Below are 26,049 nucleotides of genomic sequence, written 5' to 3'. Positions count from 1 at the left end.
GTGCGCACAGCGCACCCGCCACCACGTGCTGCCTCCCATCCGGACTTTCACCGTCGGTCGAGGAATCTCACCTCGTCAACCGCTCGCTGGCTGCGAGCGGGTCGCGGACTGTCACCGCCGGCTCGGAATTGCACCGACCCCGGAGCACGTACCCCTCCACGGTAGCCCCCGCCGGGCGGGCCGGTCGAGACGTGTCAACGCCCGAGGGCGGTGAGCGGCGTCACGGCGGATAGGTTGCGGGCGTGGACGCGCACATGATCTGCCTCGACCTCGACGGCACGACGATCACGCACGAGGGGGTCCTGCGCCCCGCCGTCCGCGAGGCGGTGCGGGCGGTCCTCGCTGCCGGTCACCACGTCGTCGTCGCCACCGGTCGCGGCATCGTCGCGACGACCCCGATCCTCGACGCGCTCGGCCTGACGAAGGGGTGGGCGGTCTGCTCCAACGGCGCGGTGACGGTCCGTCTGGACCCCCGTGCCCCGCAGGGCTGGACGCTCGACGAGGACGACGTCGTCACCTTCGACCCCGCCCCGGTCCTCACCCGCCTGCGTCCCGTGCTGCCCGACGCGCTCGTCGCGGTCGAGGACCTCGGCGTCGGCTTTCGCCTCAGCGCCCCCTACCCGCCCGACGAGCTCGTCGGCGAGCAGACGGTCGTGCCGTGGGAGGAGCTCCTCGCGCACCCGACGACCCGTGTGACCCTGCGGATGCCGGAGGCGACGAGCGAGGAGTTCGCCGAGGCGGTCGACCGCGCCGGTCTGCACGGCGTCGCCTACTCGGTCGGCTTCTCGGCCTGGCTCGACATCAACCCCGAGGGCGTCTCGAAGGGGTCGGCGCTGGAGATCGTGCGCCGTCGCCTCCACGTCGAGCCGGGTCTGACCGTCGCCGTCGGCGACCAGCGCAACGACGTCGAGATGCTGCGCTGGGCCGCCCGGGGCGTCGCGATGGGCAACGCCCCCGCCGAGGTGCAGGATGTGGCCGACGAGGTCACCGGAGTCGTCGACGACGACGGGCTCGTCCCCGTCCTGAGGAGCCTGCTGTGAGCACGTCCGAGCACCGTCCCCGCCGCGCCTCCAGCCGCGCGGCCGACGCCGCCGACGAGGCCGTCGACGACGCGGTCGACGCGGTCGACGACGCGAGCTCGCACCCCGTCGTCATCGCGCTCGCCCGGGTCGGTCACGCCGTCAACGGCGTCCTCCACCTCGTCATCGCCGGCATCGCGCTCCAGCTCGCGTGGGGCGCGGCGGGCGGCGAGCAGGCCGACCAGTCCGGGGCTCTCGCCGCGCTCGCCGGCCAGCCCCTCGGGGCCGTGCTCCTGTGGGTCTTCGTCGTCGGCGGCACGGCGCTCGGCCTGTGGTACCTCGCCGAGGTCGTCGCGCCCTCGCCCGGCGACGGCGGCGCGTCCGAGCGCGCCAAGTCGGGTGCGAAGGGGGTCGTCTACCTCGCCATCGCGTGGTCGGCCTTCCGCTTCGCCACCGGGTCGGGCGAGTCCGGCTCGAGCGAGGACCAGACGCAGACCCTCACCCAGACGCTCATGCGCCAGCCCGCCGGTCAGTGGCTCGTCGCGGTCGTCGGCCTCGTCGTCGTCGCGGTCGGTGCGTACTACGTGCAGAAGGGCGTGCGTCAGCGCTTCATGAAGGACCTCACCCGTCACCCGGGGGTGTGGGCGGTGACCGCCGGCACCATCGGCTACCCGGCGAAGGGGGCCGTCCTCGCCCTCGTCGGCATCTTCTTCGTCGTCGCCGCCTGGCAGCACGACGCCGACGAGGCGCAGGGCCTCGACGGGGCGCTCAAGGCGGTTAAGGGCGCCGAGTACGGCCCCTACCTGCTCACCGCGATGGCGCTGGGCATCATCGCCTTCGGCATCTACTGCATCGCCCGCGCGCGCTACGCCCGGTTGGACTGAGGCGGGGCGGTCGGCCCCGGTCGGGGCCGCAGACCGATCGTCAGCGCGGCCGCGGTCATCGCGCTCCCCACGAGCACGCCGGCGAGGACGTCGGTCGGGTAGTGGACCCCGAGGTAGACGCGGTCGAGGCAGGTGAGCACGACGAGGGTCGCCGCGGCCACGACGAGCACCGTACGCGTCCACGTGCGGCGCGCGAGGGGCCACAGCAGGACGACGAGCAGGATCATCGCGATCGTGCTGCCCGTCGCGTGGCCGGAGGGGTAGCTGTAGCCGTCGGCGACGGTGATCGCCTCCGGCGGCACCGGGCGCGGGCGCCCGACGATGTACTTGCACGTGATCGACAGCCCCCAGCCGACGAGCCCCACGGGCACGACCCACAGGGCGCGGCGCCGAACGAGACCGCGCCAGTGCAGCACCCCCGCGAGCAGCGCGAGGACGAGGAAGAGCACCCACGGCTCGGTGAGATGGGCCCACAGCAGCAGGGCGTCGACGAGCCCGGGCCGCTCCAGTGCGTACCCGGTCGTCGCGTCGATGACCGAGGCGTCGCTGCGGCGGACCGAGCTCGACGCGAGGACGACCTGACGCCCGACGAAGGCGGTGACGAGCATCGCCGCCGCCATGACGAGCAGCGCGAGGAGCAGCCGCCCGGGCTCGGGCCTCCTGGGCTCGAGGTGCTGCGACGTCGACGTGTCCTCCAGCTGGCCGGGCATCGGCCCAGTGTGCGGCATCCTGGGTGGGCCATGGCTGATCTGCACATCACCTCCCCGTCCAACCCGCGCCTCAAGGAGCTCGTCGCGCTGCGCCGTCGGCGGGCTCGCGACGAGAGCGGCACGACCCTGCTCGAGGGCACCGAGGAGCTCCTCCTCGCGCTCGAGGCGGGGGTGACCCCCTTCGCCGTCTACCACTGCCCCGAGCTCATGCACGAGGCCGGACCGGGGGCCGTCGAGGCGGCCCGCGCCGCCGGCGCGGAGGTCGTCGAGCTCTCGCGGACCGCCTTCGACAAGGTCTCCTACCGCGAGGGGCCGGACGGCGTCCTCGCGAAGGTGCCCGCCCCCGGGCTGTCGTGGGACGACGTCGAGCTGGGGGACCACCCCTTCGTCCTGCTCGTCGAAGGGGTGGAGAAGCCGGGCAACCTCGGCGCGATGCTGCGCACGGCCGACGCCGCGGGTGTCGACCTCGTCGTCGCCGCCGACTGCGTCACCGACTGGGGCAACCCCAACGTCATCCGCGGGAGCAAGGGCACGGTCTTCTCGGTGCCGGTCGTCTCGACGACCCGCGCGCAGGCCTGGGCCCGTCTGACCGGGCACGGCGTGGCCGTCGTCGCGACGACGCCGGACACCGACGTCGTGCACACCGACGTCGACTACACCGGGGGCGTCGCGGTCGCCGTCGGCTCGGAGAAGTACGGGCTCACCGACGAGGCGCTCGCCGCCTCGACCCATCGCGTGCGCATCCCCATGGTCGGCCGGGCGAACTCGCTCAACGTCTCGACCTCCGCCGCGGTCGTCCTCTACGAGGCGGTGCGGCAGCGTACGCGGTGACCGGTCGGTACGCGACCGCTCGTCGGGGGTCGATTACGTCGTGAGACGCACCCCGTGCCACGATGCCCCTATGCGCGTCGACCACGTCTCTTTCGCCGCAGAGCCTGCAGGGCTGCAGGCCACCGCCAAGCGCCTCGCGGAGGCCATCGGGGTGGAACCGCTCGACGGCGGCATCCATCCTCGCTTCGGCACGCGCAACATGATCCTGCCGCTGGCTCACGAGCGCTACATCGAGGTCGTCGAGGTCCTCGACCACCCGAGCGCCGACAAGGCCCCCTTCGGCCAGGCCGTGCGCGCCCGCTCCGAGCAGGGCGGCGGCTGGATGGGCTGGGTCGTCGCGGTCGACGACCTCGGCGTCGTCGAGCAGCGCCTCGAGCGCGAGTCGGTCCCCGGGTCGCGCCGCATGCCCGACGGGCGTGAGTTCAGCTGGCGCCAGATCGGCGTCAAGGGCCTGATGTCGGACCCGCAGCTGCCCTTCTTCATCAAGTGGGACGAGGGCTCGGACCACCCGAGCGCCGACAACCACAGCGACGTCGTCATCGAGTCGCTCATGGTCGCGGGCGACCCCGAGCGGGTCCACGACTGGCTGGGCCTGCCCGCCACCGAGACCTCGTCGGTCATCACCTTCGAGTTCGTCGCCCCCCACGGTCAGCCGGGTCTGCTCTCGGTCACCCTGAGCACCCCCAAGGGCACCGTCACCATCTGAGGCATCACCCGCGACGACCTGCTGCCAGGTCGCACGACGAAGGGGGAGGGACCGGGTCACCCGGTCCCTCCCCCTTCGTCATGCCCGGGGCGAGCGCTACGCCCGGCGCAGCCGCAGGCTGCTGAGGACGACGCACACCGAGCTGAAGGCCATCGCCGCGCCCGCGATCATGGGGTTGAGCAGGCCCGCCATGGCGAGCGGGATCGCGAGCGTGTTGTAGCCGAAGGCCCACACGAGGTTCTGCTTGATGACCTGCAGCGTGCGTGCCGACAGCGCCATCGCCTCGGGCACGGAGGCGAGGTCGTCACGCACGAGGACGATGTCGGCGGACTCCATGGCGACGTCCGTGCCCGCCCCCATCGCCATGCCGAGATCTGCCTGCACCAGGGCGGCGGCGTCGTTGACGCCGTCGCCGACCATCGCGACGACCCGCCCGGACTCCTGCAGCTCGGCGATGCGGGCGTGCTTCTCGTGCGGCTTGACGCCGGCGACGACGTGCTCGGGCTCGATGCCGACCTTCGCCGCGACCGCCCGCGCGTTGATCTCGGTGTCGCCGCTGAGCAGCCAGGCCTCGAGCCCGGCGGCCCGCAGGTCGCGCACCGCCTGGGCGGAGGTCTCGCGGACGTCGTCGGCCACGGTGAGCGCGCCGCGGGCGCGGCCGTCCCACCCGACGAAGACGGTGGTCCCCGGCCGGTCCAGGGTCGCGAGCTCGGCGGGCACCTCGTCGAAGAGCTCGGGCAGGCCGACGGTCACCTCGGTGCCCCCGACGACGGCGCGGGCGCCTGAGCCGGGCAAGGCGACGAAGTCGCGGGCGTCGGGGATCTTCAGCCCCTTCTCCTCGGCGCGCGCGACGACCGCCCGGGCGACCGGGTGCTCGCTCCCGCGCTCGACGGCGGCCGCGGCGACGAGAGCGGCGAAGGGGTGCAGCCCGGGCTCGGCGGCCAGACCGGTGAGCCGGGTCCGGCCGGTCGTGATCGTGCCCGTCTTGTCCATGACGACGGTGTCGATGCTGCGGGTGTCCTCGAGGACCTGGGGGCCCTTGATGAGGATGCCCTTCTGCGCACCGCGCGAGGTGCCGACGAGCAGGGCGGTCGGCGTGGCGAGGCCGAGCGCGCAGGGGCAGGCGATGATGAGCACGGTGATGGCGACGCCGATCGCCGTCGTCGCGCTGCCGGACCCGATCCACCAGCCGACGAAGGTGAGCGCCGCCAGAGCGAGCACCACGGGCACGAAGACCGCGGAGACGCGGTCGGCGAGACGCTGAACGTCGGCCTTGCCGGTCTGGGCCTGCTCGACGAGCCGGGTGATCGCGGCGAGCGTCGTGTGCGCGCCGACCGCCGTCGCCTCGACGACGAGCCGGCCCGAGGTGTTGATCGTCCCCGCGTCGACCGTGCTGCCCGCTTCGACGTCGACGGGCACGGACTCGCCGGTGACGACGGAGGTGTCGATGGCCGAGACGCCGTCGACGACGATGCCGTCGGTCGCGACCTTCTCACCGGGTCGCACGACGAAGTGGTCGCCGACGCGCAGGTCGTCCACGGGGATGACGACCTCGGTCGTCGCTCGGGTGGTCGCCGAGATGCGCTGGACGGCGACCTCCTTGGCCCCGAGGTCCATGAGGGCGGTGAGCGCGGAGCGGCCCTGCGCCTTGGCCCGCGACTCGAGCCACCGGCCGAGGAGGAGGAAGGCGGTGACGACCGCTGCCGTCTCGAAGTAGTAGTGCCCCTCCTCGCGGGGGTGGTGGCCGGGGCCGACGACGAGCGCGACGCTCGACCACACGAAGGCGGCGGTGACGCCGAGGCTGACGAGCGTGTCCATCGTCGAGGTGCGGTGCCGGGCAGCGGCGACCGCCGCGCGGTGGAAGGGCCAGGCGCACCACACGACGACGGGGGCGGTGAGGACGAGCTGCAGCCACGGGTTGGCGGCGAAGGTCCACGGGCCCATGGCGAGCAGGACGACGACGAGCGCGAGCGGCCCGGCGACGAGCAGGCGGCGACGCAGGTCGTCCTCGCGCACGTGGGTGTGCTCGGGCGGCGTGAGCCGGGTGCCGGGGTCGAGGACGGTCGCGCCGTAGCCGCTGGCCTCGACGGCCCCGACGATCTCGTCGTGGGTGACGTGCCCCGGGTAGGTGACGTGCGCGCGCTCGGTCGCGAGGTTGACGCTCGCGCTCACGCCGTCGAGACGGCCCAGGCGCTTCTCGACGCGGGCGACGCACGACGCGCACGTCATGCCGGTGATGGCCAGGTCGACCTCGTGGACGTCTGCTGCGTCCGCCGTCGAGGGGTCGGCGTCGGTGGGGTGGGTGGTGCTCATCGCGGGGCGACCGTGTACCCGGCCTCGTCGACCGCGGCGGCGATGTCCTGCGGGCTCACGGGCCCCTCGCTCGTGAGGGTGACCGGCGAGCTGCCGCCGGCGACGAGCTCGACGGCCACGGCCGAGACCCCGGAGATCTCGCCGAGCTCCTCGGACACGTGCCGGACGCAGTTCTCGCAGGTCATGCCGTCGACGTAGATGGTGGTCTGCTCGCTCATGGTGGTGCTCCTTCGTCGATGGTGGGTGGTCTGGGGGAGGGGCGTCAGGAGCGCACGAGGCGCGCGATCGCCGCGCTGGCCTCGCGCACCTTCTCCTGGGCGGCCTCGTCGCTCTCGCGGGCGGCGTCGACGACGCAGTGCCCGACGTGGTCCTCGAGCAGGCCGAGGCTCACGGCCTGCAACGCCTTCGTCGCGGCGCTCACCTGGGTGAGGATGTCGATGCAGTACTCGTCGTCGTCGACCATGCGGGCGATGCCGCGCACCTGCCCCTCGATCCGCTTGAGACGCTTGAGGTAGGCGTCCTTGTCGGCGGCGTATCCGGCCACGGCGGTCTCCCTTCGTCCCCTCGAAGATACCCCCAAGGGGTATGAAGGGACAAGCCCCGGGCGGCTACTGGATGAAGCGGAAGAGCGGGCTCGAGGGGCGGATGCGCTCGATGCGCACCGGCGAGGCCTCCATCCGGCGCAGGAGGGGGTCGAGGTCCTCCGGGGCGCCGAGCTCGACGCCGACGAGGGCCGGCCCGGTCTCGCGGTTGCTGCGCTTGACGTACTCGAAGAGCGCGATGTCGTCGTCGGGCCCGAGGACCTCGTCGAGGAAGCGGCGCAGCGCCCCGGGCTCCTGAGGGAAGTCGACGAGGAAGTAGTGCTTGCGCCCCTGGTGCACGAGCGCCTTCTCGACGACCTCGGCGTAGCGGGAGACGTCGTTGTTGCCCCCGGAGACGACGGCGACGACGGTGCTGCCCGGCGTGACCCCGAGCTCGTCGAGGTCGATCGCGGCGAGGGCCGCGGTGGCCAGCGACCCCGCGGGCTCGGTGACGATGCCCTCGGTCTGGTAGAGCGCGAGCATCTCGACGGCGACCGCGCCCTCGGCGATCGAGTGCACGGGCGCGTCCGTGGCCGACACGGCTGCGTAGGTGAGCGCGCCGACCTCGCGCACCGCGGCGCCGTCGACGAAGGGGTCGACGTCACCGATCGCGACCGGTCGGCCCGCCTCGAGGGCGGCCGACATCGACGCCGCCCCGGAGGGCTCGATGCCGACGACCCTCGTCGCGGGGTGGTGCGCGGCGAACCACGTCGCCATCCCGCCGAGCAGCCCGCCCCCGCCGACGGGGACGAGGACGACGTCGGGGGCCCTGCCGAGCTGCTCGACGACCTCGAGGGCGACCGTGCCCTGACCGGCCATCGTGTCGACGTGGTCGAAGGCGGGCACGACCGTCGCCCCGCTCTCGCGGGCATGACGAAGGGCGGAGGCCGCCGCGTCGTCGTAGACGTCGCCGCCGACGACGACCTCGACGTGCTCGCCACCGAGGGCGGCGACGCGGTCGCGCTTCTGGCGGGGGGTGGTGCGCGGCAGGTAGATCCGGGCCTGCACGCCGAGGCGGGCGCAGGCGTACGCGACGCCCTGGGCGTGGTTGCCCGCGGAGGCTGCGACGACCCCCTTCGTCCGCTGCTCGGGGGAGAGGCGCGCGATGAGGGTGTAGGCGCCGCGGAGCTTGTAGCTGCGCACCGGCTGGAGGTCCTCGCGCTTGAGGAGCACGTGCGCGCCGGTGGCGGCGCTGTGTCGGGCGGAGGGCTGGAGGGGGGTGGGGTCGAGGAGGTCGTGCAGCAGGCCCGCGGCCGCCTCGACGTCCTCCGCGCGGATCGGAGAGCTCACGCTCGCAGGCTAGACCTCGTCGCCGGCGCCGTGCTGCGAGGTCCGCGCTGCGTCGCGTAGTGTCGGCACCGAGTCAGACGCACACCAGTGCAGAGGGAATCCGGTGAGAGTCCGGAGCTGTCGCGCAGCGGTATGGGTGACTGACGGGGTGAGATCCACTGGGCCACGAGGCCTGGGAAGGGACCCCGTCGGGACGACCCCGAGTCCGAAGACCTGCTGACTCGCTGGACCCCGACAGGGCCTCGCGATCCGGGCCCCCGACGCACCTGGAGACCCCCGTGTCCCACGACCGCCCCGGCGGCCGGCGGCTGCCCGTCGTGCCGCTGCTGCTCGTCCTGCTCGTCCTCACCGTCGTCAGCGGCGTCGTCTCGCTCGGCCTGGGCTCCGAGCCGCTGCCGCTGCGCGGGGTCGTCGACGTCCTGCGCGCCCGGGTCGGCGGCGCTGCGGGCCCGGACCCCGCCCTCGACACCATCGTGTGGGAGCTGCGCGCACCGCGTGCCGTCATGGCGATGGTCGTCGGCGCCGGCCTGGCCGTCGCCGGCGCGTGCATGCAGACCCTCGTGCGCAACCCGCTCGCCGACCCCTACCTCCTCGGGGTCTCGGCCGGGGCCGGCGTCGGCGCCACCCTCGTCATCCTCCTCGGCGCGCTCGCCGGGCTCGGGGTGTGGGCGCTCTCCCTCGGCGCCCTCGGCGGGGCTCTCGTCGCGACCGCCCTCGTCCTCGGCATCTCGCTGGCCCAGGGCGGGATCACCCCCCTTCGCCTCGTGCTCACCGGTGTCGTCATGTCGGCGGCCTTCTCCTCCGTCTCGAGCCTGCTCGTCTTCCTCAGCGCCGACCCGCGGGCGACGCAGTCGGTGCTCTTCTGGCTGCTCGGCAGCCTCTCCGGGTCGGTGTGGCAGCAGGTGCTCCCGCCCGTGCTCGTCGTCGTCGTGTCCGGCGTCGTCCTCCTCGCGCTGCACCGCTGGCTCGACGCGCTGGCGGCCGGCCCCGACGTCGCGGGCGGTCTCGGCGTCCCGGTCCGCGAGCTGCGGCTCGCGCTCTTCGTCCTCGTCTCGGTCCTCGTGGGGGTGCTCGTCGCGGTCTCCGGCGGCATCGGCTTCGTCGGGCTCGTCGTCCCGCACATCGCCCGCATCCTCGTCGGCGCACGGCACCGCTACGTGCTGCCCGTCGCGGCCGTCGGCGGCGCGCTCTTCCTGCTGTGGGTCGACGTCGCGGCGCGGACCGTCGTGCGCCCGCAGGAGATCCCGCTGAGCGTCGTCACCGGGCTCGTCGGGGCGCCGATCTTCCTCGTCCTGCTCGGCAGACGGCACTACTCGTACTCGGGGGGCGCCGGATGACCCACCTGTCCACGACCGGGCTCGCCGTCGAGATCGGCGGGCGCACGATCGTCTCCGGTGTCGACCTCGACGTCCCGCCCGGGTCGATGCTCGCCCTCGTCGGCCGCAACGGCAGCGGCAAGTCCACCCTCATCAGGTCGCTCGTCGGCCTGCGACCCCCGGCCGCCGGCAGGGTGCGCGTCGACGGGGTCGACCTCGCGCGCCTGTCGTCGCGGCGGCGGGCCACCCGGGTGGCCTACGTCGCACAGGAGGACGGGCCGCCCGAGGACCTCCTCGTCGGCGAGATGGTCGCGATGGGGCGCACCCCGCACCGACCGCCGTGGGCCGTCGACGAGCGCTCCGAGCGCGAGCTCGTGCTCGAGGCGCTGCGTCATGTCGGCATGGCCGCGAAGGTCGACCGCCCCTGCCAGCACCTCTCCGGGGGCGAGCGCCGCCGGGTGATGCTCGCCCGTGGCATCGCCCAGGGGTGCGACCTGCTCGTCCTCGACGAACCGACGAACCACCTCGACGTGCACCACCAGGACCAGCTGCTCCAGACGGTGCGTCGCCTCGGGTGCACGGTCGTCGCCGCGGTCCACGACCTCTCGCTCGCGGCCGCCCACTTCGACGCCGTCGCCGTGCTCCACGACGGCGCCGTCCACGCCCTCGGTCGTCCCCGCGACGTCCTCACCCCCGAGCTCGTGCGCGACGTCTTCGACGTCGGCGCCCGTCATCTCACCGACCCGGTCACCGGCCGGGTCCACCTCGTCCTCGGTGCCGGCGCCCCGCCGGTGCCCGCTCCTCGAGAGGCAGTCCTGTGACCCCCCTTCGCCCCGCCCGAGCCGCCCAGGCCCTATCCGCTGCCGTCCTGCTCGGCTCTCTCCTCGTCGGGTGCGGATCCGCGACGTCGACGGCCCGCAGCAGCGCGGACGACGCCGGCGAGGTGACGGTGTCGACGTGCGGTGAGGACGTGCGCTTCCCCTCGCCCGCGCAGCGGATGTACGTCGCCGGCGACGGCAACCTGCTCGCGATGGTGCTCGCCGTCGGGGCACAGGACCAGGTCGCCGGGGCGAGCGGCACGACGGACACGGCGCAGGCCCTCTCGCGGGTCTACGGGTCCGACGTCGTCGACAGCATCCCCGTCGCCACCCGCGACCAGCCGACGATGGAGAACGTCCTCGCCCAGCGGCCCGACGTCATGCTCGCCGGGTGGAGCTACGGCTACACCGAGGAGCGCCGGCTCACGCCCGAGCTGCTGAGCGGCCGGGGGATCGCGCCGTACGTGCTGTCGGAGAGCTGCCGGCAGGAGGACGGCGCGCGCGGCACGATGCCGCCGTGGGAGGCCCTGTCGGCCGACATCGAGGCGGTCGGGGCGATCACCGGGCACGTCGACGAGGCGGCCGAGGTCGACGCCGACATCACGCGCCGCCGGGAGGCGCTGGAGGCGGCGCCCCAGGCGGCCGAGCGCCCCACGGTCTTCCTCTTCGACTCGGGCACGAAGGAGATCTTCACCTCAGGAGCCTTCGGCGGGCCGCAGGCGATCATCGAGGCAGCGGGGGCGAAGAACGCCACGGCCGACGTCGACGACACGTGGACGACGGTGTCGTGGGAGCGGCTCGTGCGCTCGTCGCCGGACTTCATCGCCTTCGTCGACTACGACGGGCAGACCTTCGAGCAGAAGGTCGAGGTGCTGCGGACCAACCCGGCGACGAAGGACCTCCCCGCGGTGCGCGAGGAGCGCTTCCTCAACCTGCCGATCCCGGCGTGGACGAGCAGCCCGCTCAACATCGACGCGGCGGAGGCGCTGCGCGCCGAGCTCGAGGAGCACGACCTCGTGCCGGCGAGCGGGATCACGCCCGAGCACGACCTCGAGCCGTGACGCGTCCGACGCCCCGTGACCACGTGGTCCACGGGGCGTCGGCCGCCTGGGGGGAGGTTCTTACAGCAGGCCGTGCTCGACGAGCTCTTCTTGCGACATCAGCCGGGAGCGGATGAGGAAGCGCACCCCCTCGGGGGCCTCGACGGAGAAGCCGGACCCCCGTCCCGGCACGACGTCTACGGTGAGATGGGTGTGCTTCCAGTACTCGTACTGGCTCACGCTCATCCAGAACTCGACCGGTGTCGCCGACCCCACCTCGAGCGTGCCGAGGAGGATGTCGGCCTCGCTGGTGATGAAGTCACCCGCGGGGTAGCACATCGGCGATGACCCGTCGCAGCAGCCGCCGGACTGGTGGAACATCAGCGGCCCGTGGGTGCGCTCGAGGCGCTCGATGAGCTCGACCGCGGCGGGCGTGATGTCGACCTTGTCCGAGGGCATGGCTTAGAAGAAGCCGAGCTTGTCGGGGCTGTAGCTGACGAGGAGGTTCTTCGTCTGCTGGTAGTGGTCGAGCATCATCTTGTGGTTCTCGCGCCCGATGCCGGACTGCTTGTAGCCACCGAAGGCGGCGTGCGCCGGGTACTGGTGGTAGCAGTTCGTCCACACGCGGCCGGCCTTGATCGCCCGGCCCATCTCGAAGGTCGTGTGCGCGCTGCGCGACCACACCCCGGCGCCGAGGCCGTAGAGGGTGTCGTTGGCGATCTGCAGCGCCTCGGCCTGGTCGGCGAAGGAGGTGAGCGAGACGACGGGGCCGAAGATCTCCTCCTGGAAGACGCGCATCGAGTTCTTGCCCTCGAAGACGGTCGGCTGGATGTAGTAGCCGCCCGCGAGATCGCCCTCGAGCTCGAGCTTGTCGCCACCGGTGAGGACCTTCGCGCCCTCCTGCTTGCCGATGTCGAGATAGCTCATGATCTTCTCGAACTGGTCGTTGCTCGCCTGGGCGCCCATCATCGTGTCGGTGTCGAGCGGGTTGCCCTGCTTGACCGCCTTGACCCGCTCGAGGGCGTCGCCGACGAACTGGTCGTAGATCGAGCCCTGGACGAGCGCGCGCGACGGGCAGGTGCAGACCTCGCCCTGGTTGAGGGCGAACATCGCGAAGCCCTCGAGCGCCTTGTCGTAGAAGGCGTCCTTGCTGCTCGCGACGTCCTCGAAGAAGACGTTGGGGCTCTTGCCGCCGAGCTCGAGGGTCACCGGGATGATGTTCTGGCTCGCGTACTGCATGATCAGGCGGCCGGTCGTCGTCTCGCCGGTGAAGGCGATCTTGGCGATGCGGGGGCTGGAGGCCAGCGGCTTGCCGGCCTCGACGCCGAAGCCGTTGACGATGTTGAGCACGCCCTCGGGCAGCAGGTCGCCGATGAGCTCGGCGAGCTTGAGGATCGACCAGGGCGTCTGCTCGGCCGGCTTGAGGACGACGCAGTTGCCCGCGGCGAGGGCCGGCGCGAGCTTCCACACCGCCATGAGGATGGGGAAGTTCCACGGGATGATCTGCCCGACGACGCCGAGCGGCTCGTGGAAGTGGTAGGCCATCGTCGTCTCGTCGATCTCCGAGATGCCGCCCTCCTGGGCGCGGATCGCGCCGGCGAAGTAGCGGAAGTGGTCGACGGCGAGCGGGAGGTCGGCGGCGAGGGTCTCGCGGACCGCCTTGCCGTTGTCCCACGTCTCGATGACCGCGAGGTCCTCGAGGTTGTCCTCCATGCGCTGGGCGATCTTCAGCAGGATGTTCGAGCGCTCGGTGGTGCTCGTGCGGCCCCAGGCGCCCGCGGCGGAGTGCGCGGCGTCGAGGGCGGCGTCGATGTCCTCCGCGGTGCCGCGGGCGATGGACGTGAAGACCTGGCCGGTGACCGGCGTCGGGTTCTCGAAGTACTGACCACCCTTGGGTGCGACCCACGTGCCGCAGATGTAGTGGTCGTACTTCTCCTTGACCTCGATCGCGCTGTCGGCGCTCCCGGGCTGTGCGTAGACGGTCATGCGTGCCTCCGGCAACTCGTCGGCAGTGCCTCGTCGCGCTGCCGTTGCCCGGACCGTAGGTCGCCCCGGGTTGGTCGAAGGTTGGTCGGCTTGGTCCCCCTTCGCCCGGCGATGACCGGTAAACCCGACGCTGACCGGGCAACTCGCTGCTGACGCAGACATAACCCGGTCCGTCCTGGGTCTCTCGGACCGCCCGAGGCAACTCGGCCCACAGGCCGAGGCCGCGCGGACGCCCCCTTCGCCAGGTGACGAAGGGGGCGTCGTGGGCGCTGCACAGGTCAGTAGCGGATGACCACGCGCCCGTCGATCGCGCCGGCGCGCATCTCCTCGAAGACCGTGTTGATCTCGTCGAGCTCGCGCGCCTGCCAGGTGGGCTTGACGAGCCCCCGCGCGTAGAAGTCGATCGCCTCGACCATGTCCTGGCGGGTGCCGACGATGGAGCCGCGCACGGTGAGCGCCTTGAGGACGATGTCGAAGATCGGGGCGGGGAAGTCACCCGGCGGGAGCCCGTTGAAGACGATCGTGCCGCCGCGGCGCGTCATGCCGATGGCCTGCCCGAAGGCGGAGGGGTGCACGGCGGTGACGAGCACGCCGTGGGCGCCACCGGTGGCCTCCTGGATCGCCTCGACCGGGTCGGTGGTGCTGGCGTCGACGACGACCTCGGCGCCCAGGCGGGTGGCGAGGTCGAGCTTCGCCTGGGAGACGTCGACGGCGGCGACGCGCAGGCCCATCGCCACGGCGTACTGCACGGCGACGTGACCGAGCCCGCCGATGCCGGAGATGACGACCCACTGGCCGGGACGGGTGTCGGTGACCTTGAGGCCCTTGTAGACGGTGACGCCGGCGCACAGGATCGGCGCGACCTCGAGCGGGTCGACACCGGCGGGGATCCGCGCGGCGAAGCGCTCGTCGACGAGCATGTACTGCCCGAAGCTGCCGTCGACGGAGTAGCCGCCGTTGGTCTGCTCCTCGCACAGCGTCTCCCAGCCGGTGCGGCAGTGCTCGCACGTGCCGCACGCCGACCACAGCCAGGCGTTGCCGACCATGTCACCGACGGCGAGCGTGGTCACCCCGTCGCCGAGCTCGACGACCTCACCCACACCCTCGTGGCCCGGGACGAAGGGGGGCTGCGGCTTGACCGGCCAGTCGCCCTCGGCCGCGTGGAGGTCGGTGTGGCACACCCCGCTCGCGACGAGCCGGACGAGCGCCTGGCCCGGCCCGGGCCGGGGGACGTCGATCTGCGACACATCGAGCTTCTCGCCGAACTCACGGACCACTGCTGCCTGCATCGTGCTCATGCTGCGTCTCCTCATCTGGGTGAGGGGACTGACGGCTGCGGCCGGTGGCCGGACGCACCGTCGCGCCCCTGTCGTGGCGCAGACGCTAGGGAGCAGCGGGTAGGTCAGTGGTTGGGCGGTGCGTCACCGGTCGAGGGTGGTCTCGAGGCTTCGCTGGTCGAGGTGGTCTCGAGGCACCTGCGTCGCACCTCGACCATCCCGTGTCGCTGGTCGAGGTGCGAACGCCCGCCAGGGCGCGAGCCTCGAGACCACGTCGTCAAGATCGGACAGGCCGCCCCCGACGATGCCCCACCGCCAGCGAGACCACCTCGAACCTCGTGCTCACGTCAGGAGCGATCGCGCCCTGCCGCGTCGTTGCCTCCAGGCGCGCCCGGTCGCGCGACGCGTGCGCAGCCATGCCGTGCACCTCGCCGGCCGAGACCTGCAGCACGAGGTGCACCCGGCCGTCATCGGTGGTGTCGTCCGAGGACGCGGGCCGGAGCGGGTGGTGCTCGACCCGCGCCGTGCCGACGCCGGCTGTCGCGTCCTCGGCCTCCCGGTCGGACCCGACGACGGCGACGACATGTCCTGCCGCACGCCCGCCCCCGGCTCCGTCCAGCACGAGACGCACGACACCGTCGGGGAGGTCCCGATCAGGTCTGCCCGGCCAGGGCGCGAAGGGCCACCCGGCTCGGCGGTAGCCGATCTGCAGCGAGACGACGCTGAGGTCGCCCGAGGACGTGCCCCGGTCGCGCACGACGCGCTCGGCCGCCCCGCGGGTCGATCGCACGGCGATCCCGATCGGGCCCGCCAGCTCGTCCGGTGCGTCGGGCATCCCCAGCTCTGGAGCACCCAGGAGCACGACGTGCACGACGCCCTCGGTGGGCACGGGCCCGTCGGTGTCGTGCGTCTCCCACGACATCGAGGACGTGGGGTGCCGGGCGACGACGGAGCGCTCGAGGCCTGCTGCCTCGCTCTCGTCGGTGACGACAGCGACGAGAGGCTCCACGACGTCCTCGCCGTCGCCGGGCCCGGAACGGGCGAAGACGAGGTAGACCGTCGTGACCGGCGGTGCCTGGGAGGGCCGCCTCACCCCCCGAGCACGTCGTCCACGAGCGCCTTCGCGTCCGCCTGCACCTGCGCGAGGTGCTCAGGCCCGCGGAAGGACTCGGCGTAGATCTTGTAGACGTCCTCGGTGCCGCTCGGGCGGGCGGCGAACCACGCCGACTCCGTCGTCACCTTGAGCCCGCCGACGGCGGCTCCGTTGCCCGGGGCCTCGGTGAGCTTGGCGGTGATCGGCTCGCCGGCGACGGAGTCAGCGGTCACGGCGTCCGGGCTGAGCGAGGACAGCCGCGCCTTCTGCTCGCGGTCGGCGGGTGCGTCGATGCGGGCGTACGCCGGGTCGCCGTGCGCCGCGACGAGGTCGGCGTAGTGCTCCGACGGCGAGCGCCCCGTCTTCGCCTGGATCTCCGAGGCGAGGAGGGCGAGGATGATGCCGTCCTTGTCGGTCGTCCACACCGTGCCGTCGGTGCGCAGGAAGGACGCACCGGCCGACTCCTCGCCGCCGAAGCCGACGGACCCGTCGAGCAGCCCGGGGACGAACCACTTGAAGCCGACGGGCACCTCCCACAGCTCCTTGCCGAGGTCGGCGGCGACGCGGTCGATCATCGAGCTCGACACGAGCGTCTTGCCGATCCGCTCGCTGCGCCAGCCCGGTCGGGCCCCGCCGTAGAGGTACTGGATCGCCACCGCGAGGTAGTGGTTGGGGTTCATCAGCCCGCCGTCGGGCGTGACGATGCCGTGCCGGTCGGAGTCGGCGTCGTTGCCCGTCGCGATGTCGTACTCGTCCTTGCGCGCGACGAGCGAGGCCATCGCCGACGGCGAGGAGCAGTCCATCCGGATCTTGCCGTCCCAGTCGAGCGTCATGAAGCGCCACGTCGGGTCGACGACCGGGTTGACGACGGTGAGGTCGAGGCGGTGCCGCTCGGCGATCGCCTCCCAGTAGTGCACAGCAGCGCCACCGAGCGGGTCGGCGCCGATGCGCACCCCCGCGTCACGGATCGCGTCGATGTCGAGCACCGACGGCAGGTCGTCGACGTACGTGCCGAGGAAGTCGTAACGACCCACCTGCGTGATCGCCCGGGCGAAGGGGGTGCGCCCCACCCCGTCGAGACCCCGCCGGAGGTAGTCGTTGGCCGCGGCCGCGATGACCTTCGTCGCGTCCGAGTCGGCCGGCCCGCCGTGCGGAGGGTTGTACTTGAAGCCGCCGTCTCCCGGCGGGTTGTGCGACGGGGTGACGACGATCCCGTCGGCGAGACCCGCCCCCTTCGCGCCGAGGTCCTTGCCACGGTTCGCCCGGAGGATCGCGTGCGAGACGGCCGGGGTGGGTACGACCCCGTCCTGGCTGTCGACGAGCACGGTGACCCCGGCGGCGACGAGGACCTCGATCGCCGTCGTCCAGGCCGGCCCGGACAGCGCGTGCGTGTCGGCGCCGAGGAAGAGCGGTCCGTCGACCCCCTGCTCACGGCGGTAGTCGACGATCGCCTGCGTCGTCGCGAGGATGTGCTGCTCGTTGAAGGAGGTCTTCAGCGAGCTGCCGCGGTGCCCGGAGGTGCCGAAGGCGACCTGCTGGTCGACGTCCTCGGGGTCAGGGGTGAGCACGTAGTACGACGACACCAGCTGCGGCACGTCGACGAGGTCGGAGAGCTGCGCCGGCTGACCGGCCCGATCGGAGGTCATGGCCCGACGCTACCGAAGCTCACCCCGCCGCGGGCCCTCGACCCGAGCTCAGGCGACCGGGGCCGACGCCGCTCAGTGAGCCATCGGCAGGGGCGCGCTCTCGTCGGTCTCGGGCCGGCGCACGAGCAGGCTCGCCGCGACCCCGACGAGGCTGATGCTCGCGCCGACGAGGAAGGCGAGGTGCACGCCGGCGGCCGTCGTGGCCCGCTCGTCGGCACCGCCCGCCGCGGCGGTGTGCTCCGCCGCCGCCATGACGGTGATGAAGAGCGCCGTGCCCACCGCACCCATGACCTGCTGCACCGTGTTGAGCACCGCGCTGCCGTGCGAGTACAGCGCCGGCTCGAGCGAGCCGAGGCTCGCGCTGAAGAGCGGGGTGAAGGTGAAGGACAGCCCGATGTTGAGCAGCACGTGCACGACGACGATCATCGCGATGCTCGTGTCCTCGTGCAGCAGCAGCGACATCAGCCAGAGGGCCACGCTGATGAGTGTCGCGCCGACGGGCAGCAGAGGTCGCGGGCCGAGGGCGTCGTACAGGCGCCCGACGACGGGGGAGAGCAGACCCATCGCGAGACCGCCCGGCAGGAGCAGCAGCCCGGTCTCCAGGGTGCCGAGACCGAGGACGTTCTGCGTGTAGATGGGCAGCAGGACGAGGCTGCCGAAGAGGACGAGGCTGGCCAGCGCGATGAGCACGATCGAGAAGGTGAAGTTCTTCGTCGCGAAGGTGCGCAGGTCGAGCAGGGGGCTGCCCGTGCGCGCCAGGCGCACCTGGCGCAGGACGAAGAGGACGAGCGCGACGACGCCGACGCCGGCCGGGAGCGCGGGGTCGACGGCCTGACCCTCCGACGCGCCCTCGCCGAGGGCCGACAGCCCGTAGACGAGCCCGCCGAAGCCGAGCACGGACAGGACCACGGACGGGACGTCGAGGTCGACCTCGCGCGGGGTGGTGACGTCGACCATCTTCTTCGCCCCGACGACCAGCGCCACCACCGCGACGGGCAGGACGACGACGAACATGAAGCGCCAGCTGAGCACGCTGAGCACGAGCCCGGAGATCGTCGGGCCGATGGCGGGCGCGACGGCGATGACGACGGAGATCGTGCCCATCGTGCGGCCGCGGGAGTGCGCCGGCACGAGGCTCATCGCGGTCGTCATGAGCAGCGGGATCATGATCGCGGTCCCGCTGGCCTGCACCACACGGGCGAGCAGCAGCACCCCGAAGCCCGGGGCGAGGGCCGCGAGCAGCGTGCCGGCGGTGAAGAGCGACATCGCGAGCAGGTAGATCGGCCGGGTGTGGAAGCGCTGCATGAGGTAGCCGGTCACCGGGATGACGACCGCCATCGTCAGCAGGAAGCCCGTGGTGAGCCACTGGGCCGTGGCCGCGGTGATGCCGAGGTCGACCATGAGGGTCGGCAGGGCGACGCTCATGACCGTCTCGTTGAGCACGACGACGAAGGTCGACACCACGAGGATGCCGATGACGAGGCGGTTGCGTGCGGTGTCGTCGGCGTCGAGCCGAGGGGGCGCCGCGGGGTCGTGCGGCGAGATCGCCACGGAGTCGGTCACTGGTGCTCCTCGTGAGGTCTGGCGGGGCCAGGGGTGGGGCCGGGCGGGCTCGGCTCTGAGCGCCGCGGCGGTGTGCGCGCCGGTCGGGGGCGATCGGCGAAGGGGTGTCGTGCGGGGGTGGTGCGGGGCCGGCCTAGCGCCGGCTGATCGCCGCGGCCGCCGAGGAGACCGCGGCCACCGTGGCCGGGTCCTCCAGGCACGTGCGCAGCGCTGCGTCGTGCACCGGGCGGGCGGCGGCGAGCAGGTCCCGCCCGTCGTCGGTGAGCTCGGTGTAGATGCCCCGGCGGTCGGACGCGCAGATGACCCGTCGCAGCAGACCGCGCGACTCGAGCCGCCCGACGAGACGCGTCGCCGCCCCGGTGGTGAGCGCGGCGACGCAGGCGACGTCCTGCATCCGCAGGTGGGCGTCGACCTGCTCCTCGAGGATGTCGAGGACGGTGAACTCGACGAGCGAGAGCCCGACCTGCGCGACTGCCGTCGACAGCGCGTGGTCGACATGGCAGTGCGCCGACCTCATCGCGCGCCAGTCGGCGACGAGGTCACGGCGCGGGTCGGCCCCGGCGGACCAGCGCAGGGCCGCCGCGGCGTCGTCCACGGGGCGCTGGGTGATCTCGGTCGTCACCGGGCGAGCATACATCTGCAGGCGTCGATAGACGTCGCGTGCAGATATCCGCTCGTGCAGAGACCCCGGGAGGCGGGCAGGACTGCATTCACTCGCCGCGTGCGGCGCGCAGCGCGAGCAGCTCGGCGCGAAGGGGGTGCCCCCCGGGCGTCGCGTCGACCCGGTCGAGGGCGAGGTCGACGACCTCGGTGTCATAGGGCGCGGCCTCGGCGTAGCGCACGACGGCGGCCGGGTCGGGGTCGGCGATGAGGCTCTCGCGCACCGCGACCGCGAGGTACTCGGCCGTCTCGGTGAGGCCGGGGGAGTCGGTGCCCGGCACGAGGTCCCCGCCATACGCCTCGACGGCCGCGCGCACGTCACCCCGGCGCACGGCCTCGCGCACCGTCGCGACGTCGGAGGTGACGGGCAGGTCGAGACGGTAGGGCCGCGAGGCGAGGCGACCGCCCAGCGCCGACCGCAGGTGCGAGACCTCCGCCTTGAGGGTGCCGAGCGAGACGGCCCGGTCGCCGTAGAGCTGGGCGTGCAGCTGATCGAGCGAGAGGCCGTCGGGGTGCAGGACGAGCAGCGCGAGGATCTCGCCCTGCCGCCGGGTGAGGAGCAGGCGGCTGCCGTCGAGCCAGCCCTCGACCCGGCCGAGCAGACGCAGGTGCAGGCCGTCGAGCGGCGTCTCCTGCCGGTAGGCACCCGGCTCGGTGCCGAGCCGCAGCCGGCTCTCGACGAGCCGGGCGAGGGCCTGCGCCGTCGTGCCGCCGAGCGGGTGCGCGCGGTCCCACGTCGTCGACAGGTCGAGCACGCCGAGCTGCGCGCCGGTCACCGGGTCGTGGACCGGGGCGGCCCAGCACACCCACGAGTGGACGATCGGGGCGTAGTGCTCGGCGGAGAAGACCGTCGTCGTGCGGTCGGTGCGCAGCGCGAGGTTGAGCGCGTTGGTGCCGATGCTCTCCTCGTCCCACCGGCCGCCGGCGACGAAGTTCACCGACTCGGCCCGGCGCCGCATGACCCGCCCGCCGTAGGTCCACAGGATGCGGGTCTGCGGGTCTGTCACCGCGACGACGAGGTCGCCGTCGTCGGCGACCGACCGCAGCTCCGCCTCGAGGTCGGACACGGCTCGTCCGAGCGTCGACTGGGTGAGGTAGGCCGAGGTCTCCGCCTCGTCGGACATCGGCGCGCTGCTCGGCGCGCTGCTCAAGGTGGCCTCGCTGCGACGCCACGAGTCGAGGATCTCCGGGCGCACCGGGGCCGGCTCGTCGGGGCGGTCGTCGTCCGTGCGCTCGACCCAGCCCTCCCACGCGCGCTCGACCGCGCGGCGCTGCCCGTGCAGGCCGTCGCCGGTGGATCGGGTCATGGCTCCCCCTTCGCGTCGTCGCGGGGCACCTAACCTATCGCCAACTCCGGGGCGGCGGGAGTGCTTCGGTCAGCGGCGGGCGGGCCGCAGACGCACGCCCTGGCCGGGCACGAGCTGCGCGAGCAACGGCAACGAGGCCGGGACGACCACGGCGCACACCGGGTAGCCCCCGGTCGTGGGGTGGTCGGCGAGGAAGACGACCGGCTCGCCGGACGGGGGGACCTGCACGGCTCCGGGGACGACCCCTTCGCTCGGCAGCTCCGCGTGCACCGCGCGCTCGACGGCCGGCCCGCTGAGGCGCACCCCGACCCGGTCGCTGCGGCTGCTCACCTCGTAGACGGCGCTCGTCAGGGTGCGCCACGCCTCGTCGCTCACCCAGTCGCGCCGCGGCCCGGGATCGATCTCGAGCACCGGGTCGCCCGACCACGTGCGCACGGGTGCGACGTCGACCGGCACGACGGGCACCTCGTCCACCCTCCCGAGCGCCACCCTCGTGCCCGCGCCGAGCGGCAGCGGGGCGATGCCCGAGAGCACGTCCTGGCTGGCCGAGCCGAGCACCGGCGCGACTGCCAGCCCACCCCGGACGGCGAGGTAGGAGCGCAGGCCGTGCGCCGGAGACCCCAGGCGCAGCTGCGCGCCCGCCCTCAGGGCGAAGGGGGAGCCCACCCCGACCGGGGTGCCGTCGACCTCGACGGGGGCGTCGGCGCCCGTGACGACGCACCACCGCGTCGCCGTGAGCCCCACCTCGAGCCCGCCGAGGGTCGCCTCGACCACCGGGGCCCCCTCGGGGTTGCCGAGCAGGCGGTTGGCCAGGCGCAGCGAGGCCCGGTCGGCGCCACCGGACCGGGGCACGCCGAGACCGGCCAGACCCGGCCGGCCGAGGTCCTGCACGGTGCTCAGCAGGCCGGTCGCGTGCACGACGAGCTCGGCGGGGCGCTCGCTCACGACACCTCCACGAAGCGCACCCGGTCGCCGGCCCGCAGCAGCGCGGGCTCCTCCCGGTCGAGGTCCCACAGGACGAGGTCGGTGGAGCCGATGAGCTGCCAGCCGCCGGGCGATGACCGCGGGTAGACCGCGGTGAGCCCTCCGGCCAGCGCCACCGCGCCCGGCGGCACGGCCGTGCGGGCCTCGTCCCGGCGGGGCACGTGGAGGCGCTCGTCGACGCCGCGCAGGTAGGCGAAGCCGGGCGCGAAGCCGACGAAGCCGACCGTGCACTCGACGCCGGTGTGGGCCGCGACGACCTCCTCTCGGCTCAGCCCGGTGAGCCGCGCGACGTCGTCGAGGTCGGGGCCGTCGTAGCGGGTCGGCACCTCGACGAGCCGACCGGCGACCTCGTCCCCGTCGACGGGGACGAGCGTGCGCAGCCGCTCCTGGGCGGCCGCCCGGCTCACCTCGTCGACGAAGGTCACGAGCACCGTCCGGGCTGCAGGGACGGCCTCGAGGACTCCCGGCAGCGCGGCGGCGACCACGGCGCGGTGCAGCGCGAGGGTCTGCGCGTCGTCGGCCGCCTCGAGCAGGGTCGCGCGGCGGCCGTAGGGCAGGAGGCTCGTCATCGGCTCAGGCGAAGGGGGCGACGCGCACCCCGGCGTCGACGAGGGTGTCGCGGACCCGGCGCGCGATGTCGACGGCGCCGGGGGTGTCGCCGTGCACGCACACCGAGGCGGCGTCGACGGCGACGCTCGAGCCGTCGACCGCGACGACGCTGCCCTCGAGCACCATCTGCAGCGCCCGCCGGACGACCTCGCCGGTGTCGTGGACGACGGCGCCGGGCTCGTCGCGGGGCACGAGGGTGCCCTCGGCCGTGTACGCGCGGTCGGCGAAGACCTCGTGCACCGGGCGCAGCCCGGCCGCCGCGGCCTGCTCTAGCCAGACCGCCCCGGGCAGCCCGAGGACGGCGGTGCCGGGGGCGCCCGCGACGACGGCGGCGACGACGGCGGCCGCCTGCGCCTCGTGGGTGACGACGGCGTTGTAGAGCGCCCCGTGCGGCTTGACGTAGCGCACCTGCGTCCCCTCCGCCCGGGCGACGCCCTGCAGCGCGGACAGCTGGTAGAGGACGCTGTCCTCGAGCTCGGCGGGGTCGATGTCGACGAAGCGACGCCCGAAGCCCAGCAGGTCCGGGTAGGAGACCTGGGCGCCGACCGCGACCCCCCGCTCCGCGGCGCGGCGGCACACCCGCCGCATGTGCGTGGGGTCGCCGGCGTGGGCCCCGCACGCGACGTTCGCGCTGCTCACGACCTCGAGCAGGCCGTCGTCGTCGGTGAGCCGCCAGACGCCGAGCCCCTCGCCGAGGTCGGCGTTGAGGTCGACCGTGCGGCCGGCGGGCTGCGCCGGGGTCGCGGTGCTCATCGCCCGAGGTGCTCTCGCACGAGCCGGGCCGGTGCCCGGCTGGCCCAGGCGTCGGTGAGGACCTCCTCGAGCTCGGCGCGGGTCAGCCGGGGCAGGTCACGCTCGCGGAGCAGGACGGTGCGCGGGCTGCGGTCGAAGTGGGGCGTGGTGAAGAAGGGGGAGCCGTCGGCGACGAGCGCCTCCTTGTCCTCCGGCCCGGGCACCGAGATGGCCATGACGTCGTCCATGAGCGCGCCGGTGTCGGGGTCGACGGCGTCGCGCTGCTCACCGCGCCAGATGACGAAGCCCTTGTCGCGCACCTTGTACGTCGGCTTGTCGCCCCACGACGTGCCGAGGGTGACCTCGGGCAGCGCGCTCGCGATGTCGTGCACGTCCTGCACGCCGGCCGGCTCGTCCCCGCTCATGCGCTCGACGCTACCGCTCGGGACCGACGCCCTCACCGCGGCAGACGGACCCGCACGAAGTGCGGGCGGTAGCGCAGCGGGTCGGCGAGCACGCGCTCGCTGTCGGTGTCGTTCGTGCTGTACGACGCGACGGCGCTGCCCGGCGCGGGGAAGAGCGTCGGGTGGGCCAGCGGCATGTAGCGCACCTGGCCGGTCTCGCCCTGCGCGACCGGGGCGACCGCGGTGCCCGACGACCACGGGCCGGTGGGCGCGTCGGCGGTCCACACGGTGATGTCGCTGCCGAGCAGGTCGTTGCGCTTGCTCAGCGCGTACCAGCGCTCGTCCTGGGTGAAGACGCTCAGCGTCTGCGAGACGCCGTCGCGCGCCGGGATCATCTCGCGGGCGTCGTCCTCGCGTGCCGACCACCCCGAGCCGTCCCAGTAGCGCCAGCGCGCCTGGTGGAGCAGGTCGTCGGGTCGGACCCGGGCGACGCGGAGGGAGTACCCCCAGGCCTGCTCGGCGCCCGGGTTCGCCGTGCCGAAGACGTAGAGCCACCGGTCGTCACCGCTGCCCACGAGCGTCGTGGCGGCGCCCCACGTCGGGTGCTCGCGGCCGGCGCGGTCCGGCCCGATGTCGCGCTGCTCGAGCAGCTGCGGGGTCCCGCCGAGCGGCACGACGAAGACGGCGACGGACAGGCCGAGGTTCTCGAAGTCGAAGGCATCCGATCCCGTCGTGCGCACCCGCTGGGTCGTCACGTAGAGCAGGTCGTACCCGGTGCGATGGTCCACGACCGTCGACATCGGCCAGTAGCCGACCGGGCTCTCGCCGGGTCGGGCGCGGTCGGGGACGAGCGCGCCGCCGGCCTCGGGCACGATCGCCCGGATGCAGCGCTCGTCGGTGACGAGCATCGAGTTGCGTACGTACCTCGGCCCCGCCGGGCCCTCGCGCAGCGTGTCGCCGAAGAGCCACGCCCGTCGGCCGTCCTGCAGCAGCGCGTCGGCCCCGACGTCCCCGCCGCGGAAGTCGTCGGTGCCGCGCAGCCCGGCGATCCGGTTGAGGTCGGCCACCGACGTCACCGGTCCCGAGCGCACGCAGTCCGCGCTCGCGGCGAGCGAGGCGAGGCGGGGCGCGGCGGCGACCTCGGAGGGCGGCACGACGACGGCGAGCGCGAGCATCGCGGCGGTGAGCGGCACGACGACGCCGAGGACGCGCACCCGCCACCCGCGGACCCCGCCGACCTGGCGCAGCCCCTCACCGCCGACCGGCGCCGGCACGTCATGACGTCGCCGGACCACCCGGGCGAGGGTGATGACGAGCAGCGACGCGACGAGCCAGACGAAGACGACCGTCACGGGGACGACCGCGAGCTCGCGGTGCAGGCTCACCGCGGTCGCCGCCTCGACCCCGGCCCCGGGCACGCCGAGGGCGGCGAGGTCCGACCACGGCCGGCCGACGAGGGTCGGGTCGACACGGGCGAGCACCGGGGCGCCGGTGGCGAAGAAGGCGACGACGGCCAGCCCGAGCCCCGCCCACCCGAAGAGCGCCTCGAGGGCAAAGGTGAAGGCCGCACCCGTCCCGGCGACCGCGGCCGGCACGAGGACCTCGGCCCACGTCCCGCCGCGCAGCGTGAGCAGGCCGATGACCGCGCCGCCGACGACGGACAGCGCCCCGACGAGGAGCGTGCGCCGCAGCCCGTGCCGCAGGTCGCGGGCGACGGGCCCGTCGCGCAGGCTGGTGCCGACCGCGAGCAGGAAGCCCAGGAGCAGGGCGAGCGCCACGGCCAGGCGCGCGGCCCCCTGGCGCTCGTCCGCGTCGGCGGGGCCGACGACGTCGACGACGACGAGGCGGTCGATGCGCCGCTCGACCTCCTCGACCCGGTCGCGGATCGCGGCGTCGAGGAGGTCGTCGTTGCTCGACGCGAGGAGCAGGCGGTCGGTCGACCCGTCGAGGTCGACGACGAGGGCCGCGCGGGCGGACCCGTCGGCCAGGGCCGCCCGGGCGCTCTCCTCGTCGGCCACGGCGCGCAGGTCGAAGGGGTCGCCCGGCAGGTCGTCGTACTGGCGGGCGACGCTCTCGGCGACGACCGGGTCGCCGACGACGACGGCGGGCACGGCGTGGGGGACGAGGTCGTCGGACCCGGCGAGGACGAGCGCGGCCCAGGCCACCTCGGCGACGACGACGAGCGCGAGGAGCGCGGAGACGACGGGCGGCGAGATCTGCCGCCAGCGCGGGCGGTCAGGTGCCGTGCTCGCGATCGTCGTCACCCCCTTCGCCCTCGTC

Annotated in this window: 25 protein-coding genes and 2 riboswitches; of the genes, 7 read left to right on the top strand and 18 right to left on the bottom strand. The window is 73.6% G+C overall.

Going from position 1 to position 26,049, the window contains the following annotated elements:
• Positions 1-21: 21 nt before the first annotated feature.
• Positions 22-152: riboswitch (FMN riboswitch) on the bottom strand.
• A gap of 102 nt (positions 153-254) precedes the next feature.
• Both ABIB53_RS15810 and ABIB53_RS15805 read left to right on the top strand, forming a co-directional pair.
• Entirely contained in the window at positions 255-1,040 is a 786-nt protein-coding gene (locus ABIB53_RS15810) for an HAD family hydrolase (RefSeq protein WP_502914660.1), read from the top strand.
• Positions 1,037-1,903 (top strand): DUF1206 domain-containing protein, encoded by an 867-nt coding sequence (locus ABIB53_RS15805; RefSeq protein ID WP_354588873.1) that lies wholly within the window; start codon positions 1,037-1,039, stop codon positions 1,901-1,903. Before ABIB53_RS15810 ends, ABIB53_RS15805 begins: the two co-directional genes overlap by 4 nt.
• On the opposite strand, the gene ABIB53_RS15800 is transcribed toward ABIB53_RS15805, so the two are convergent.
• Positions 1,885-2,613, bottom strand: coding sequence for a phosphatase PAP2 family protein (locus ABIB53_RS15800; RefSeq protein ID WP_201465051.1), 729 nt, complete (start codon positions 2,611-2,613; stop codon positions 1,885-1,887). The genes ABIB53_RS15805 and ABIB53_RS15800 overlap by 19 nt on opposite strands.
• Positions 2,614-2,643: 30 nt before the next feature.
• On the opposite strand from ABIB53_RS15800, the gene ABIB53_RS15795 reads away from it, so the two are divergent.
• Both ABIB53_RS15795 and ABIB53_RS15790 read left to right on the top strand, forming a co-directional pair.
• A complete protein-coding gene (locus tag ABIB53_RS15795) occupies positions 2,644-3,444 on the top strand; it encodes an RNA methyltransferase (RefSeq protein WP_354588872.1) in 801 nt (266 codons plus the stop codon).
• Positions 3,445-3,514: 70 nt separating this feature from the next.
• Entirely contained in the window at positions 3,515-4,150 is a 636-nt protein-coding gene (locus ABIB53_RS15790) for a VOC family protein (protein WP_068271975.1), read from the top strand.
• A gap of 96 nt (positions 4,151-4,246) precedes the next feature.
• On the opposite strand, the gene ABIB53_RS15785 is transcribed toward ABIB53_RS15790, so the two are convergent.
• The 4 genes from ABIB53_RS15785 to ilvA form a co-directional block, all read right to left on the bottom strand.
• The gene (locus tag ABIB53_RS15785; RefSeq protein ID WP_354588871.1) at positions 4,247-6,463 is read right to left on the bottom strand and encodes a heavy metal translocating P-type ATPase; all 2,217 of its coding nucleotides are present in this window, start codon (positions 6,461-6,463) and stop codon (positions 4,247-4,249) included.
• On the bottom strand, positions 6,460-6,681 hold the full coding sequence (locus ABIB53_RS15780) for a heavy-metal-associated domain-containing protein (RefSeq protein ID WP_201465057.1): 222 nt from the start codon (positions 6,679-6,681) through the stop codon (positions 6,460-6,462). Before ABIB53_RS15780 ends, ABIB53_RS15785 begins: the two co-directional genes overlap by 4 nt.
• A 44-nt stretch (positions 6,682-6,725) precedes the next feature.
• On the bottom strand, positions 6,726-7,007 hold the full coding sequence (locus tag ABIB53_RS15775; RefSeq protein WP_068271984.1) for a metal-sensitive transcriptional regulator: 282 nt from the start codon (positions 7,005-7,007) through the stop codon (positions 6,726-6,728).
• A gap of 64 nt (positions 7,008-7,071) precedes the next feature.
• Positions 7,072-8,334, bottom strand: a complete 1,263-nt coding sequence (ilvA, locus tag ABIB53_RS15770) for a threonine ammonia-lyase IlvA (RefSeq protein WP_354588870.1) — start codon at positions 8,332-8,334, stop codon at positions 7,072-7,074.
• A 57-nt stretch (positions 8,335-8,391) separates the two neighbouring features.
• Positions 8,392-8,569: riboswitch (cobalamin riboswitch) on the top strand.
• A gap of 43 nt (positions 8,570-8,612) precedes the next feature.
• Between ilvA and ABIB53_RS15765 the strand changes: the two genes are divergently transcribed.
• Genes ABIB53_RS15765 through ABIB53_RS15755 form a run of 3 tightly spaced genes read left to right on the top strand, consistent with a single transcriptional unit; the run spans position 8,613 to position 11,529 of the window.
• Entirely contained in the window at positions 8,613-9,671 is a 1,059-nt protein-coding gene (locus ABIB53_RS15765; RefSeq protein ID WP_354588869.1) for a FecCD family ABC transporter permease, read from the top strand.
• Positions 9,668-10,471 (top strand): ABC transporter ATP-binding protein, encoded by an 804-nt coding sequence (locus tag ABIB53_RS15760; RefSeq protein WP_354588868.1) that lies wholly within the window; start codon positions 9,668-9,670, stop codon positions 10,469-10,471. Before ABIB53_RS15765 ends, ABIB53_RS15760 begins: the two co-directional genes overlap by 4 nt.
• Positions 10,468-11,529 (top strand): ABC transporter substrate-binding protein, encoded by a 1,062-nt coding sequence (locus ABIB53_RS15755; protein ID WP_354588867.1) that lies wholly within the window; start codon positions 10,468-10,470, stop codon positions 11,527-11,529. Before ABIB53_RS15760 ends, ABIB53_RS15755 begins: the two co-directional genes overlap by 4 nt.
• A gap of 60 nt (positions 11,530-11,589) precedes the next feature.
• Here ABIB53_RS15755 and ABIB53_RS15750 read toward each other — a convergent pair whose 3' ends face one another.
• The 13 genes from ABIB53_RS15750 to ABIB53_RS15690 all read right to left on the bottom strand — a co-directional run bounded on the left by ABIB53_RS15750 (position 11,590) and on the right by ABIB53_RS15690 (position 26,033).
• Positions 11,590-11,967 (bottom strand): DUF779 domain-containing protein, encoded by a 378-nt coding sequence (locus ABIB53_RS15750; RefSeq protein ID WP_354588866.1) that lies wholly within the window; start codon positions 11,965-11,967, stop codon positions 11,590-11,592.
• Positions 11,968-11,970: 3 nt separating this feature from the next.
• Entirely contained in the window at positions 11,971-13,494 is a 1,524-nt protein-coding gene (gene adh / locus ABIB53_RS15745; RefSeq protein ID WP_123092448.1) for an aldehyde dehydrogenase, read from the bottom strand.
• A 278-nt stretch (positions 13,495-13,772) separates the two neighbouring features.
• A complete protein-coding gene (adhP, locus tag ABIB53_RS15740) occupies positions 13,773-14,792 on the bottom strand; it encodes an alcohol dehydrogenase AdhP (protein ID WP_201465073.1) in 1,020 nt (339 codons plus the stop codon).
• A gap of 256 nt (positions 14,793-15,048) precedes the next feature.
• Entirely contained in the window at positions 15,049-15,864 is an 816-nt protein-coding gene (locus ABIB53_RS15735) for a hypothetical protein (protein ID WP_354588865.1), read from the bottom strand.
• Positions 15,861-17,510, bottom strand: coding sequence for a phosphoglucomutase (alpha-D-glucose-1,6-bisphosphate-dependent) (pgm, locus tag ABIB53_RS15730; RefSeq protein WP_354588864.1), 1,650 nt, complete (start codon positions 17,508-17,510; stop codon positions 15,861-15,863). The genes ABIB53_RS15735 and pgm overlap by 4 nt, the downstream gene beginning before the upstream one ends.
• A gap of 72 nt (positions 17,511-17,582) precedes the next feature.
• Positions 17,583-19,073 carry an MDR family MFS transporter gene (locus tag ABIB53_RS15725; RefSeq protein WP_354588863.1) on the bottom strand — a complete coding sequence of 497 codons (1,491 nt, stop codon included), beginning with the start codon at positions 19,071-19,073 and terminating at the stop codon, positions 17,583-17,585.
• Positions 19,074-19,206: 133 nt separating this feature from the next.
• Positions 19,207-19,695, bottom strand: a complete 489-nt coding sequence (locus ABIB53_RS15720; RefSeq protein ID WP_354588862.1) for a MarR family winged helix-turn-helix transcriptional regulator — start codon at positions 19,693-19,695, stop codon at positions 19,207-19,209.
• 88 nt (positions 19,696-19,783) lie between these two features.
• Complete coding sequence (locus ABIB53_RS15715) at positions 19,784-21,040, bottom strand: sigma-54-dependent transcriptional regulator family protein (RefSeq protein WP_354588861.1); 1,257 nt, start codon at positions 21,038-21,040, stop codon at positions 19,784-19,786.
• A gap of 69 nt (positions 21,041-21,109) precedes the next feature.
• On the bottom strand, positions 21,110-21,985 hold the full coding sequence (locus ABIB53_RS15710; RefSeq protein WP_354588860.1) for a 5-oxoprolinase subunit C family protein: 876 nt from the start codon (positions 21,983-21,985) through the stop codon (positions 21,110-21,112).
• Complete coding sequence (gene pxpB, locus ABIB53_RS15705) at positions 21,982-22,593, bottom strand: 5-oxoprolinase subunit PxpB (RefSeq protein ID WP_354588859.1); 612 nt, start codon at positions 22,591-22,593, stop codon at positions 21,982-21,984. The genes ABIB53_RS15710 and pxpB overlap by 4 nt, the downstream gene beginning before the upstream one ends.
• Before the next feature lie 4 nt (positions 22,594-22,597).
• Positions 22,598-23,386 carry a LamB/YcsF family protein gene (locus ABIB53_RS15700; RefSeq protein WP_354588858.1) on the bottom strand — a complete coding sequence of 263 codons (789 nt, stop codon included), beginning with the start codon at positions 23,384-23,386 and terminating at the stop codon, positions 22,598-22,600.
• Positions 23,383-23,790 (bottom strand): MmcQ/YjbR family DNA-binding protein, encoded by a 408-nt coding sequence (locus ABIB53_RS15695; protein ID WP_354588857.1) that lies wholly within the window; start codon positions 23,788-23,790, stop codon positions 23,383-23,385. Before ABIB53_RS15695 ends, ABIB53_RS15700 begins: the two co-directional genes overlap by 4 nt.
• A gap of 32 nt (positions 23,791-23,822) precedes the next feature.
• Complete coding sequence (locus tag ABIB53_RS15690; protein ID WP_354588856.1) at positions 23,823-26,033, bottom strand: DUF5005 domain-containing protein; 2,211 nt, start codon at positions 26,031-26,033, stop codon at positions 23,823-23,825.
• Between the last annotated feature and the right edge of the window lie 16 nt (positions 26,034-26,049).

This window comes from Janibacter sp. UYMM211 (genome assembly GCF_040547045.1).
Lineage (GTDB): Bacteria > Actinomycetota > Actinomycetes > Actinomycetales > Dermatophilaceae > Marihabitans > Marihabitans melonis.
This window is presented reverse-complemented; position numbering and strand designations above follow the sequence as displayed.